At 40.7% G+C, this 13533-nt stretch carries 10 protein-coding genes; 3 read left to right on the top strand and 7 right to left on the bottom strand.

Annotated elements, in window-relative coordinates; genetic code table 11:
* Positions 1-287: 287 nt before the first annotated feature.
* Entirely contained in the window at positions 288-956 is a 669-nt protein-coding gene (locus H6G75_RS18005) for a class I SAM-dependent methyltransferase (RefSeq protein ID WP_190981381.1), read from the top strand.
* Here H6G75_RS18005 and H6G75_RS18000 read toward each other — a convergent pair whose 3' ends face one another.
* Positions 957-1331, bottom strand: coding sequence for a DOPA 4,5-dioxygenase family protein (locus H6G75_RS18000; RefSeq protein ID WP_190981380.1), 375 nt, complete (start codon positions 1329-1331; stop codon positions 957-959). It abuts the gene before it with no gap.
* Between the two features lie 88 nt (positions 1332-1419).
* Between H6G75_RS18000 and H6G75_RS17995 the strand changes: the two genes are divergently transcribed.
* Positions 1420-1611 (top strand): RNA-binding S4 domain-containing protein, encoded by a 192-nt coding sequence (locus H6G75_RS17995; RefSeq protein WP_190981379.1) that lies wholly within the window; start codon positions 1420-1422, stop codon positions 1609-1611.
* Positions 1612-1824: 213 nt separating this feature from the next.
* Here the strand turns inward: H6G75_RS17995 and H6G75_RS17990 are convergent, their stop codons facing one another.
* A complete protein-coding gene (locus H6G75_RS17990; protein WP_190981378.1) occupies positions 1825-2076 on the bottom strand; it encodes a TIGR03643 family protein in 252 nt (83 codons plus the stop codon).
* Positions 2077-2150: 74 nt separating this feature from the next.
* Complete coding sequence (locus tag H6G75_RS17985; RefSeq protein WP_190981377.1) at positions 2151-5876, bottom strand: HEAT repeat domain-containing protein; 3726 nt, start codon at positions 5874-5876, stop codon at positions 2151-2153.
* Positions 5877-6814: 938 nt separating this feature from the next.
* Here H6G75_RS17985 and H6G75_RS17980 point away from each other — a divergent pair.
* Positions 6815-7765, top strand: coding sequence for a hypothetical protein (locus tag H6G75_RS17980; protein WP_199337925.1), 951 nt, complete (start codon positions 6815-6817; stop codon positions 7763-7765).
* Positions 7766-8162: 397 nt separating this feature from the next.
* On the opposite strand, the gene H6G75_RS17975 is transcribed toward H6G75_RS17980, so the two are convergent.
* From H6G75_RS17975 to tal, 4 genes are all read right to left on the bottom strand, one after another.
* Positions 8163-8798, bottom strand: coding sequence for a hypothetical protein (locus H6G75_RS17975; protein ID WP_242048158.1), 636 nt, complete (start codon positions 8796-8798; stop codon positions 8163-8165).
* Between the two features lie 264 nt (positions 8799-9062).
* Positions 9063-10433, bottom strand: a complete 1371-nt coding sequence (gene opcA, locus H6G75_RS17970; RefSeq protein WP_190981376.1) for a glucose-6-phosphate dehydrogenase assembly protein OpcA — start codon at positions 10431-10433, stop codon at positions 9063-9065.
* Positions 10434-10526: 93 nt separating this feature from the next.
* Entirely contained in the window at positions 10527-12056 is a 1530-nt protein-coding gene (gene zwf / locus H6G75_RS17965) for a glucose-6-phosphate dehydrogenase (protein WP_190588020.1), read from the bottom strand.
* 168 nt (positions 12057-12224) lie between these two features.
* The gene (gene tal, locus H6G75_RS17960) at positions 12225-13370 is read right to left on the bottom strand and encodes a transaldolase (RefSeq protein ID WP_190981375.1); all 1146 of its coding nucleotides are present in this window, start codon (positions 13368-13370) and stop codon (positions 12225-12227) included.
* Between the last annotated feature and the right edge of the window lie 163 nt (positions 13371-13533).

Below are 13533 nucleotides of genomic sequence, written 5' to 3'. Positions count from 1 at the left end.
TCCAGTTTTAAGGCTTTTTGTAGTTTCTCTATTTGCTGAGAAGTTAAATGATTTTTTGCTGGCATTATTCCTTTTTTTTACTTAATTCAGCTTTCTATTATACACAATTTAAATGCTGAACAGCTTATCTCCTCGCCTGCTGAGATTCTAATTTATCTGCTATTAATTATTTTTGTCTGTACCTCACTGAGCTTATAAGCATAAGTAATACTACGTTAAGTCGAGCGATATACAGTTATTTGGTAGAATATTTACACAAATCAGCAGTAAACACAATATATAAAAATATGTCTACTGGTAAAACTCTGACTCTGACACAAAATTTGTACGAGTATCTTTTGTCTGTCTCGCTACGTGAACCAGAAGTACTTTTGCAGTTACGACAAGAAACGGCTCAACATCCCCGTGCAAATATGCAAGTTGCACCGGAACAAGGACAGTTTTTAGCGTTCTTGGTAAAGTTAATTGGTGCTAAAAAAACTTTAGAAGTAGGTGTTTTTACTGGCTATAGTTCTTTGAGTGTTGCTTTAGCATTACCACCTGATGGCAAAATTATCGCCTGTGATGTGAGTGAAGAGTTTACATCTGTGGCTCGGCGTTATTGGGAGAAAGTCGGTGTAGCAGATAAAATTGACTTGCGACTTGCGCCAGCGACGGAAACTTTAGAGTATCTTTTAGCACAAGGTCAAGCGGAAACTTTTGACTTTGCCTTTATTGATGCTGATAAAGAAAACTATTATCGCTATTACGAATTGGCGTTACAGTTAGTCCGACCTGGTGGTTTAATTGCGATTGACAATGTGTTGTGGTCGGGAAGGGTTCTGCAACCAGAACTACAAGATTCATCTACTACAGCTATTCGTGAGTTTAATAGCAAGTTAGCACAAGACGATCGCATCGATGTCAGTTTGATTGCGATCGCAGATGGGCTAACATTAGCACGCAAGCGTCATTAATTATCTCAATTGTTGCAAGACTTGGATATTCAATTCCAGCTTATTTCCCAACCATAAAGCATGGGCTGTATGATCTGTTACATCATCACCAGTCTCAGGATGAACGAGAACATCTAAACCCCCACGGTTCAACATTAACCAGGGTACAACTTGCGAAAATTGATCTGGCGCAAAAGCCACTTGATACATAGATTTGGGATGTGGCCCAACTGGCTGATCCCGCCAACGTCCCAAAATTACTTCAAATTTTACACCTAACTCTTCGCGGATTTGAGCAGCAACATCACGAGTTTCAGGATCATAGTAAATATGAGCATGAAACCCAATGATGCTGCTATTTTCTTTTATGGGCTGACTCAGATTATTTTGTGTCATATTCATCAAAATTGTTTCAACCAAGCGTTAAGCTCATCGATAAAATAAAGTTGATGTGCAGTGCTAACTACATTCAACAAGTAGCCAGATGATTAAACTCGACCAGTTTTTAAAGTTTCTAGGTATCGCCCCAACTGGCGGACAAGCCAAACTGATGATTATTAATGGTGATGTAAAAGTTAATGGGGTAGTCGAAACCCGTCGCGGACGGAAATTAGTTTCCAGCGACCAAGTAACAGTAGACGGCAAAGTTTTTACAGTTGAGGATGTACTTGAGTAGCAGGGTTATCATCTGGGGACAAAGAAGACAAGGGAGATAGAGGTTGATTGGATAACTTATTTTTTGGGATTACCTTGATGGTGTAAAATGAGCGATCGCTCACTTCTTCCAAGGTAACTTTGTCCCCATCTCGGTCAAGGCCGAGAAAATTAAATATATAATTAGCACCCCAGCACTGAGCAAAAAAATTACAATATCGTTATTCATAGTTTATCATTTTTGATTTTGTGATTTAAATCTACCAGCAACAAATTCTCGTTTATTTAAATGTTTAGTTTTGCGTTGAGTTACTCGTTCTCGCCACATCCGAAAACTAGATGGTTTCATGTGCTGACGCATTAAGGCAATTACCTGCTTTTCTTGCAGTCCAAACTGTGCCTCAATAGCCTCAAATGGGGTTCTATCTTCCCAAGCCATTTCAATAATTCGATCTATTGTTTGGAGTTCAAGATTTGGTAGTTTCATTCTTTTGCTAAGAATTTTTACTGCGGGTTAAATTTATTTTACTTTTTGATTCAGACTAATTTCCATCGCAACAATCACGAAAATTGCTCGCCTAAATCAGTTAGCTTTTTCTTCGCCAACTCCCGCACCTGTTCATCGGGGTCATTGGTGGCGCGATCGCGTAACAATGGTAATGTCTGCGGATAGTGGGGATATTGTTCGGTAATGGCTTCTAGTGCGACTTGGCGGGGATTATCTTGAAAACTATATTCTCGTGTAAAGGGGTCGTTAACAGCACAGTTATAAAATAATTCAAATAAATCAAGTTGGTCTTGAAAACCCCTGGCTAACTCCTGTACAGCCACTTGTCGCACATTCGATGATTTATCAACAATGGCGCGTTTCTTGAGAATTACCAGCGTCTCAGGGTCGTTTTTAAAACGTCTGGCTAATTCTTGCAAAGCAGCTTGGCGGACATCTGCATATTTATCAGCTGTCGCGTGTTTTTTTAAAATTGGCAGAATATCAGGGTCATTGGTGAAATTTTTGGCGAGTTTTTGCAATGCTGTGCGGCGGACATATTCATTCTCATCGGTGGTGGCGCTTTGTTTGAGAATGAGTAAGGTATCGGGATGATTTGTGAACCCTCTCGCTAATTCTTGCACAGCCGCACGCCGGACATCAGAATATTGATCTGCGATCGCTCTTTGTTGCAAAATAGACAGAGTTTCGCCATCATCTTTAAATCCCCTGGCTAATTCCTGCACAGCCGCACGTCTGACATACTGGTCATTATCCGCCGTCGTACGCTGTTTTAGCCAAGGTAAAATTTCTGGTTCATCTTTAAACCCCCGCGCCAATTCCTCAACGGCTGTTTGACGCACTCCAGAATATTGATCAGTTATGGCGCATTGTTGGAGGATGGAGAAAGTATCAGCATCGTCTTTGAAGCTTCTGGCTAATTCTTGCACAGCCGCTTGGCGGACATATTCATTCTCATCATGAATGGCGCGTTGTTTGAGTATCGAAAGAGTATCAGCATCATCTTTAAAACTTCTGGCTAATTCTTGCACAGCTGCTTGACGCACAGTCCAGTCATCATCTGTGGTGCGTTGTTTTAACCAAGGTAAAGTTGCTAAATCATCTTTAAACCCCCGTGCTAATTCTTGCACTGCTACTTGGCGCACAGTTCCAGAATTATCGGCTGTCACACGCTGTTTTAGCCAGTGTAAGATATCGGGTTTGTCTTTAAAACCCCTGGCTAATTCCTGCACAGCCGCTTGACGCACATATTCATTTTCATCACTGGTGGCGCGTGTTTGCAGCAGTGGGAGTATTTCTAAATCATCTTTGAAATTCCGTACAAGTTCTTGCAGTGCTACTTGTCTGACTGTCCAATCATTATCTGCGATCGCCCGTTGTTTTAACCATACCAAAGTATCAACATGATCTCGAAAACTTCTCGCTAATTCTTGGACAGAAATCCGGCGGACATCTTCATGTTCATCAGCATTAGCCAGTTGTTTCAACCAAACTAAAGTATCAGCATCATCTTTCCAAGTTGTCGCCACAGATGTCACTGCTTTAGTCCGAATTTCTTGGACTAATTTTGTTTCTTCCTCATCTCGATAAGGTTGATAATAATAACCAAGGTCATATTTAGTTAAATCTTTCAGCCGATTTAATAATTTATTCGCCGTTGTTGTGACTAACAAGCGATTCCGTACTTCTGCAAGACACTTAGCCGCTAAAAACAAATTAATAAACTTTTCCCCTTCTCCATCTTGCGCCATTAAATATTCGAGAATTTCGCACACAAACCTCGGCTCAATCATTCCAGTAATCAGGCGCAAAACCTCATGCCAAGTTTCATAACGCCAATGTTTACCAAACACCTCATTATTTAATTCTTTAATGGATAGTGTTTGGGTTTCCTTAAACTGCCAGACAAACTCCCAAGCACAAAAATATTCTAAAAAAGTCCGATGCACAAAAGCATAATAATCTGCGCCTAAAAAACACAACATAAAATTGCGAGTCCGTAATTGGTTAATCATCACCCGCGCCACTTTAGTTGGGTTTTCAAATTCGATATTTTTTAAATAGCGAATCAAAATCTTTTCTAAATCATGCACACTAATTAAATTGCCAGTTAAACCTTTAGCACTAGTTTGCATGTGATAAGCAACTTGACGCAACATCGCCTGCTTATCTTTATAGTCAATCGTTTTCGGATCTAGCCGCGAATCTTCTACTAAAGCGCGTTCTACATCCCATTGATGTAGCAATACTCGTGATGCTTGTTCATAAAGTGTGGCGCGATCGCGGGGCAATTCTTGGTTACGATTAAGAATTGCCATCATCGTTAATAACAGTGGATTTCCTGCCAATTCAGCTATCGATTTTGAAGTATCAATCGCTCTTTGTAACCGTTCCCGTTTCCGTAACTTATCTTCTTCATCATGAAAAGTTAATTCATGCCAACGATAGATAAAATCTTGAATTTGTTCATGCTCCAAATCTTGCAACATAAAATGCCGAAATTCGGCATCCCGCAACCTTTGTGGTTTATAGCCAATTACCCGCGAAGTTACAATTACTCGCACATTAGGATATACATTCGTAAACCGATGAATATCTGTAATCACATCTTCACGTTTTCCCAACTCAAAAACTTCATCTAAGCCATCAAACATCACCAAAGCATTTCCCGCTTTTAAATGTTCATGGAGTTGATTTTGATTCAGATGATGAACTATACCACTACATTTATGAAAAAATTCTAAGAAATTACTACACTCATTATTCTCGCGCCTTCTAATATAAGTGCGTAACTCAATCAATAAAGGAATCGGTTGAAAAACAATATTGTTCAGAGGTGTTTCTGCCCAATTCAAAGCTAAAAATTGCAATAATGTCGATTTACCCGAACCAGGATCACCTAAAATAACTATATATTTATAAACCGGATCATTAATAACATCTAATACAGAAACAATTGGTTGTTCAAAATAAACTCGGCGGTAGCCTTCTAACTCTTCTAGTAAAATTTCCGCTTCTACTTGATTGCTGTCTCGCTGCTTTTTGAGATGTTCTTTAGGTAGTTCATGTAGTTGGGGTAAAACTTGATGCACTTCCCGCACATTTTGAGCAATAAACATCCGCCATAACTTCAATTCATTATAAGCATACCCAGTCGTATCTAAACTATCTAATTTCAGATTTCCGTAACGCTCATATAGTCCTTCTTGATACTTCTGTAAATCAAAATCTGTAGGAATCCCACCTATATATTTCAAACTGCTATTTATTTCTTCTAAATTTTGGCTATCTAAAAGAGAGCGTAACTTATCTGACTCACGAATCAGAGCTTTAACTTTTTTGATATATCTTTTAGTTAATCTTTCCCATTCAAACTCCTGGGGTAAACTCGGTAAATTCATTTCATACCAAATACGGAAAAGTACTTGAGCATCTAAAGAATAACATTCTGCTTGAAAAGGATAACCAAGAATCTCCCTGAGAAACTGGTTACTAATAAACTCTTTCAGAGCTTTAGTATATTGTTGCAGTGCTATTTCTTCTATATCTACATCTTCTAATTCCTGCTGAATTAATTCTAAAAATTCCTTTAATGCTTTGCCAGCCGTAATTTCTATTTCTTCCTTTTTGAACTGCTGTAAAATGTTCTTAGGTATACATTTTAATATATCTTTAGCCCAGTCCTTTGCTACATCTTTGGCTAATTCCTCAAGAATCGGTTTAAAAGCAAATCCGACAGCTTGAGTTACGCCCCAAACAGCCAACCAATCTATTATCATAATCGCATTTACCCAAGTTTAAATTTACAAGATATGCAATCGTTACAAGGGTGAGCTAAGGCAGGTAAAAGATTATGAGCATTTTTCTCTAAAAAGTACTTTATATTTAATTGTAACTAATTAATTTTCTCGTGGAGAATGTACAAATAAATTTAGTGATGGCATTGTGCCTCAAGTAATAGATAATCTTTAATACCTGTATATATTTGATTTTTGATTATTAGTAATAACCGTAAATGAACTGATTTACACGAACAGGTAATAATTATTGAATACAAGAGACAAGGAAGACAATTACTACCTCTGGTATTTTACTAAAAATGTTTCTTAACTAAGAGTTATAAGTTTATCCGGATTAGTTAGAATTTACCGAGAACAGTTTATTGGTAGATGCACCTTGATCTTCAACTCCCCTAGCTGTTTAACATGGCTGGGGGTTTTTTTGAAAATTTTTCCGGTTAGAGACAGCCGCCAACAGAAGAACTAATTGGTAGATGCACCCTGATAACTAATTCCCCTAGCTGGTTTACACCAACTGGGGGATTTTTTTACGTATTTCAATTGTTTAAGTCAACTATTATACTTGTGACAACCAAACCAATCTTGGTGAAATAGACTAACTATTAATGCTGGTTTTGGTTATGCTTAAAACTTGCATTTGAGTATTTCTTATGTTAGAAAAGCAATCGTTTCTACTTTTTTGATATTATTGGCAAGGTTAGAGGCGCTTACGCTGGTTTAGATTATTTTCCATACTTTGTCCAAAAATATAAAGCAGAGGTCTTGTTTTGCTGATACTTTTGAGTGATGACCAAAGATTGCTGATTGCCCACCAAAGTCTAATTTTCAGATATAACCTGAATTTGGTAGTAACAAAGTTTCGAGATTAGGAAAACTCAACAATAGCTCATCTTTGAATTCATTTCATCTATACGAATATGTCTAACCAATTCTGCTTTTGTACCTTGGCTGTGGGTGAAAGGTATCGTAACCATGCAAGAATGATGGCTCAAGATATTCAACAACACATACCTGCTACCACCTTATTAATTCTCACAGATCAGCCAGAATTTTTTCAAGAATTTCCTCATGTTCTGGCATTCAAGCATCGTCTTCAAAGTGTCAAAGGATATCATGACAAACGCTTCGTCTTAGAAAAAGCTCTTTCACTATTTGAAAGCTGCATGTTTTTAGACTCTGATGTCAGAATTCTTGATGGTGTAATCGGACAGATGAATTGGTGTAGTGGAATTACAGCAAGAGCCGGTGGTAGTTTGCAGCAGCATCTGGCCGAGATGAAGAATCCCCAACAAATTCAAGTTGTAGAAGAAATAGCACAGAAACTGAATATTAATCTTCAACAAGTACAGTGGTTACATGAATTTATGTTTGCTATGAGAAGACAGTCAGGAGTAGAAAGAAAGTTTTTTCAGCTTTGGCAGACAATTTCTTACTTATTTGAACTGCGGGGAATTTATCATGGAGAAGGCTGTGCTATGGGACTAGCTGCCGCTAAAGTTGGTATGACAATCAGATTTGAACGTGAAGATAAATTTCCATTTTTTAAAGACAATATAGAGCAAGTAAGAATCAAAAAACAACAATCCAACTTAGAAGATAAAAAAATCTATATGGATGTTCACAAAAATATTGAATATCCACAGCGTTCAATTTTTAGAAAGCTCGTTGAGAAATTAATTAAAAAAATTGTGTTTTTTTATCGATTATTGCGTCTGAGAAAGTTTGCCAAAAATGATCCTGATTTTGCCAGAATTTTTGACATCACATCTCCAGGATTGATGCACAGTCCCCAGAAACTTGTAGACGCGCCAGCTGCTACCGACCAAATACCACAGAGGCATAGAGATCACGGAGAAATTAGAGTGTGAGAGTTTTTTTGCAAAATTCCAGAATCAGAAAATTTTATCCGGCTAGGGGTATCCTTCAACAGAACAAGTAATTGGTAGATGCACCCTGATAACTAATTCCCCTAGCTGGTTTTCACCAACTGGGGGATTTTTTTGTGTAATTCTAGAATCAGAAAAATTTTATCCGGTTAGAGCCAGCCGTCAACAGAACAATTAATTGGTAGATGCACCCTGATAACTAATTCCCCCAGAGGCTGCCACCACTGGGGGATTTTTTTATTGATTGCAAACATCATTGCTGCGAGTCTGATTTCCAAGGTGCAGAGATAAAAACGCAGTTGATTTGTGATAACACTCCTCAGTTATTTACCAAGAAAAAATAATAGTAAATATTCAAATTCTCACAAATCAAGCAGATTTATCTTTGCCAACCTACTAAACCCACAATTTCTAATGCTTCAGCCACTTGTGGATGCAATGTGCAGTACCAAACATCCTCAAAACTCCACTCAACCAAAATGGCAGTCGGAAATGGCGAACCATCAGAGTGAGTCGGTAAAACACAATTTAAATGTTTTGCCAGCAAATAGCCAAGCCTAGCATATTGCAAATTCACAGCCCCGTAATGGTCATAACTAGCTGCTTTGGCTAATTCCGAAGTTGTCGTAGTCCGGTTAGGGAAATGATAATGCGCCACTAACATAGCTCGGTGTCCCGGCGTAAGGCTGGCTTCAATAGTAGTAAAAGCTTCAGCATATTCTTCAGCCGAGGGGAGAAATTTATCAATGTGAGAGTCAGGAGTATCAATTACCTCTTCCATATCATCCAACGCCGCCGCAATCAGTTCGCTGCAAAAGGCGCTTTTTGTGTATCCCATCAATTGCGCCAGTTTTTCTAGGCGGGAGTGGTCTGTAGGTAAGAGTGTTACAGAAAACCTCACTGACTCTTCCTGGCACTGCAACATCTTGTGTGCTAATCTTTGAACCTTAGTCATAATGGCAAAATGCACCAAAAATAATTCATCATTTTTAACACCAGTATTTACGGTGGTCAAATTCTGGTGACATATATTTCGCAACTAGTTCCAATAGTTTTTCTGCTCTGATACCAATTCACGAAATTACTAATACAAATAACTTCCTCTGCTCACACCAGTTGCTACAACGGAGGGAAGCTCCGCAACGATTTGTATCACACTTAAAGTGAAATGGTATTACACCCATTCTTCACAGACAATCTTTGTGTGTTGCCCTATGATGGAAAAAGCCCCCCATTTTGAACTACGGGAGGCTTTTCTGAGAAATCTGCTGAGATTAACTTAATTCTTCACTGCTAATTTCAGTATTTGGGCGATCACTCCTAAGCTGTCTTCTAACAAATTCTCACGTCCCCAGCGTTGTACTTGCTGACTCAGCAGTACTTCGGCTTTTTGTTCTGAGAGTGAGCTAACTTGTTGAACTAAACCAGAAGTTTGAGCGCCACCGTGGGTTTCCATCCGCATACAACCGCCGGTTTCTGTACAAATTAAGGTGCTACAGTCGGCTTTGGGATTGGTGGAACTGAGACGTAATGCGATTAAGTCTCCGGGAATTTCGCCTACATCAGCAACGGGAACTCCGGCTAATTCGGCTTCTATTTGTTTTTGGTCTTGTGCGACAAAGCGAATCCGCAGAATATCATAGTCATCGCTTTGTTTTTGGCAGGAAATTGGCATCCATTCTAGGCGACTAGCCAGCCAACCCAAAAACAACAAGGCTTGGGCAGAGTTGCCTTTTTCATAATCCAGCATGACGCGGTCAATATCTTTTAATGCAGCACGACGGTGTGGTGGGTCGTAAGCTTCTGCTGTCAACTCTTGCCAGGCTGAGATCCGTCGCCAGTTCAGGTCAGCTAAAGGTACGTTGGTTTCGACCAATTCTTGTAAGCTGAGTAAATCGTGTTCTGGCTCGTTAAAGTTGCAGGAATCGACTATGACGTTGTTGCAAACTGCCGCCAGTCGCTTAAATAAGGTGTTGTTGGGGTCGGGAGTAGCTTTCCACCACAAAAATTTCGGTAGACCACCGATAAGTAATGCAGGAATCATCCCACCAATTCTTTCTAAAGCGGAGGTGGTACCGGAGAGGGTGATGTATTCGCAACAAACCAAGGTACTGGAAGACTGCTTCTGAATCGGGCAGTAAGCTGAAACTTGGGCCTTTACACCTTCATCTTCGCCTGCGATCGGGCAGAGGGCAATGATGCGGCAGGGGTTACGCAAAGCAATTTCATCAGCAATTTTGGGGCTGGTGACACTGAAGTTATAGGAACCGTTACCATTTTCTGTAACGACTCCATTACCTTGACGTTTGCTGTATTCTTCCCGTAGTTTGGCTAAGGTTTCTGGTGTAGTGGTGCCTGTTTCGGGCAGTTGATATTTTTGTTGCGCCAACCGCAGGGCGATGTCAGTTTGTGGCCCTAAAATCCCATCAATGGGGCCGTTATAAAATCCCAGAGATGCCAATAGATATTGAGTTTCTTCTGGTTCGTAAACCACTAAAGTAAAGGTTGTGGCACGAGTAGCGGCGGGTAGTGCGCCATCTTCACCAGTGATACCGTAACTTTGCCAAATTTGATTCAGTTCCGCTTCAATTTCTGTAAGCGAAATGTCTTTAGGGGCTTGGAGTGAAAAAATGGTAGGAGCTTGGGTCATAGTAATTTTGGATTTTGGATTTTGTCATTTGTCATTTGTCATTTGTCATTTGTTCTTACTAAGGATTAATGACCAATAACTAATGACCAGTTTTTACAGTCTGCGCCAGCGACGGCCGTCTTGGTTAATCAAAAATTCGGCTTCTGCGGGTTCCCAGGTACCTGCTTCGTACTTAGGAATGGTGGCTGGGTCTGAGGGCGCATCCCAAACGGAAAGGGCAGGAGTAACTATTTGCCAAGCTGCTTCCACTTCATCAGCCCTGGTGAATAATGTTTGGTCGCCCATCATACAATCTAAGAAGAGGCGATCGTAAGCATCGGAAGTGCCGGAAATTCCGAAGGAACCGTAGCTAAAGTCCATATCTACGGAACGGGTGCGGAATTCTGCTCCTGGCATTTTCACATCAAAACGCAAGGAAATGCCTTCGTTGGGTTGAATCCGCATTGCCAGGACGTTGGCGTTTCTTTGTTGGGCGGCGGACTGGAACATCCGTGAAGGTACTTCGCGGAAATGGATGGAAATTTCGCTGACTTTTTTCGGCATTCGTTTGCCTGTCCGCAGGTAGAAGGGTACACCTTGCCAACGCCAGTTATCTACCATAAATTTCATGGCTACATAAGTGGGTGTACCAGAGTTGGGGTCAACTCCTGGTTCTTGGTGATACCCTGGTACTGGTTGTCCTTTCATCCAACCGGCGCTGTATTGACCACGGATGGCAGAACGGGACAAGTTGTGGATATCGGCTAGACGGGTAGCTTGGAGTACTTTAACTTTTTCTGTCCGAATACTGTTAGCATCCATTGAGTTGGGTGCTTCCATTGCTGTTAAGCAATAAAGTTGCATTAAGTGGTTTTGCAACATATCGCGGAGTGCGCCGGCTTTTTCATAGTAACCAGCCCGGTCTTCTACACCTACGGTTTCAGCAACGGTGATTTGTACGTGGTCAACAAATTGACGGTTCCACAGTGGTTCAAAAATCGCATTGGCGAAGCGGAAGACTAGTAGGTTTTGAACGGTTTCTTTACCTAAGTAGTGGTCAATGCGATAGACTTGGTTTTCTTTACAATATTTCTGGACAACAACGTTGAGGCTCTGGGCGGAAGCTAAGTCTCGACCAAAGGGTTTTTCAATTACGAGGCGGTGTTTCTCTGGATTATCCAGCATTCCACCTTCTCCTAGTTGCTTGATGGCTTCGGGGAAGAAGTTGGGAGCGACGGAGAGGTAGAACATCCGATTCCCGCGTGTGCCGCGTTTCTCGTCTAATTCGTTTAATAAGGTTTTGAGTTTTTGGTAACTTTCTGGGTTATCTATATCACCGGGACAATAGAACAAACCCTGAGAAAAGTCTTGCCAAAGTTCTTCTAGTTCAACACCACCGTGTGCTTCTTCCATGCCTTTACGCATTTGTTCACGGAAGTATTCGTGGCTCCATTCCCGGCGGGCTACACCAACAATAGTGATTTCTGGTGGCACTCGCCGTTCCCGCCGTAGTTTGTATAATGCTGGAACTAGTTTGCGCCAGGTAAGATCACCAGAAGCGCCAAAGATAACTATAATTTGGGGTTCGGGCATCCCTTGCTGTTGTAGGCCAACGCGCAAGGGATTTTCTAGCAGACTGACCATAACAATTTTTCGATCTTGGAGTTGAGATTTGGATGGGTAGAAATTAAGAGTAAAAAGGGAAAAGAGTATATTTGTTTTTACTTTTGCCCTTCGGGTTCGCCATTTGCTTTATGCCGGGAAACCCGTCCACCGCAATGGCTCACCTTTTTACTTTTTACTTCTCAGACCCTACACAGGTGACAATAGCTTGACTTTGTTTTCTAAAGAGTTCATCAAGGACTTGAAAGGTTGAACGAATTTATCAATACCTTCAACTAACAGTTCATCCATTACGGTATTGATATCGATGTTGATGTCTGGATCTTTCAAGCTTTCGATGAGTTGATAAGCTTCTTTAACTTTGGTTTCCACGCGATCGCCTACATCGCAGTGGTCGGCACAAGCTGCTATTGTCGAGGGTGGTAAGGTGTTAACAGTATCGCGGCCAATTAACTCATCAACATACATCACGTCGCTGTAGTGCGGGTCTTTGGTGCTGGTACTCGCCCAAAGTAACCGTTGTACTTTTGCTCCTTTGGCTGCAAGGGCTTGCCAGCGATCGCTTTCAATAATTTTTTTGTATTCTTGATAAGCTATCTTGGCATTCGCGATCGCTACTTTGCCTTTTACGGCTGTGAGTTTGGCTTCTAGGTTAATATCATCAACGCCACGCTGCAATTTTGCATCGATTTTTGCGTCAATGTTACTATCAATGCGACTGAGGAAAAAACTGGCGACAGAAGCAATTTTGCTAATGTCTTTACCCTCAGCTACACGTTTTTCTAAGCCTCGAATATATGCCCAAGCTGTATTGATATAGCTTTGTACAGAAAATAACAAAGTAATATTGACGTTGATGCCGTCGGCTATTACCTGTTCTACGGCTGGTAAACCTGATCCTGTACCGGGAATTTTAATCATGATATTTTCCCGGCCAATTTCTTGAAAATAACGGCGGGCTTCGTTAATTGTGGCTTGAGTATCATGAGCAATAGTCGGTGGTACTTCGATACTCACATAACCATCAAGTCCATTCGAGGCTTCATATACAGGCCGCAGAATATCAGCGGCGTTACGGATATCTGCAAAAACTAAAGATTCGTAAATTTTGTAGGTTGGTAATTGAGCGCGAACACCTGCTTCTATGTCCGCATCATAAATGGCATTATTGGCGATCGCTTTTTCAAAAATCGCTGGGTTCGAGGTAATCCCGGAGATTCCTTGATTTTCTACCAGATTTTTCAATTCCCCTGATTGAATAATGTCCCGCGTCAAATTATCCATCCAGATACTTTGACCGTATTGTTGAATCTCCTGTAGATGATTGGTGGCCATAGCGATAGTTCCCTCCGTTTAATGATGTCTCCAAGTGAACTTGGCAATCCATCCAAATGATGGTGACTTTTGCATTTTGGCTTTGCCAACCACTTATTGCATCGACCAGCTGAAATAATCCCTACTTCTGTTTTTAGTAGCGAGATTTTCTCTTCCTCATCCC

It is taken from the genome of Nostoc sp. FACHB-280, from assembly GCF_014697615.1.
Taxonomy (GTDB): Bacteria; Cyanobacteriota; Cyanobacteriia; order Cyanobacteriales; family Nostocaceae; genus Nostoc_B.
The sequence above is the reverse complement of the archived record's forward strand: the minus strand, read 5'-3'. Positions and strand labels throughout refer to the sequence as shown.

Excerpts from the sequence above, each read along its gene's own strand:
- H6G75_RS17995 (WP_190981379.1), top strand. The coding sequence starts at position 1,420 with ATGATTAAACTCGACCAGTTTTTAAAGTTTCTAGGTATCGCCCCAACT.
- H6G75_RS18000 (WP_190981380.1), bottom strand. The coding sequence starts at position 1,331 with ATGACACAAAATAATCTGAGTCAGCCCATAAAAGAAAATAGCAGCATC.
- H6G75_RS17990 (WP_190981378.1), bottom strand. The coding sequence starts at position 2,076 with ATGAAACTACCAAATCTTGAACTCCAAACAATAGATCGAATTATTGAA.
- zwf (WP_190588020.1), bottom strand. The coding sequence starts at position 12,056 with ATGGTCAGTCTGCTAGAAAATCCCTTGCGCGTTGGCCTACAACAGCAA.
- H6G75_RS17985 (WP_190981377.1), bottom strand. The coding sequence starts at position 5,876 with ATGATAATAGATTGGTTGGCTGTTTGGGGCGTAACTCAAGCTGTCGGA.
- H6G75_RS18005 (WP_190981381.1), top strand. The coding sequence starts at position 288 with ATGTCTACTGGTAAAACTCTGACTCTGACACAAAATTTGTACGAGTAT.
- tal (WP_190981375.1), bottom strand. The coding sequence starts at position 13,370 with ATGGCCACCAATCATCTACAGGAGATTCAACAATACGGTCAAAGTATC.
- opcA (WP_190981376.1), bottom strand. The coding sequence starts at position 10,433 with ATGACCCAAGCTCCTACCATTTTTTCACTCCAAGCCCCTAAAGACATT.
- H6G75_RS17980 (WP_199337925.1), top strand. The coding sequence starts at position 6,815 with ATGTCTAACCAATTCTGCTTTTGTACCTTGGCTGTGGGTGAAAGGTAT.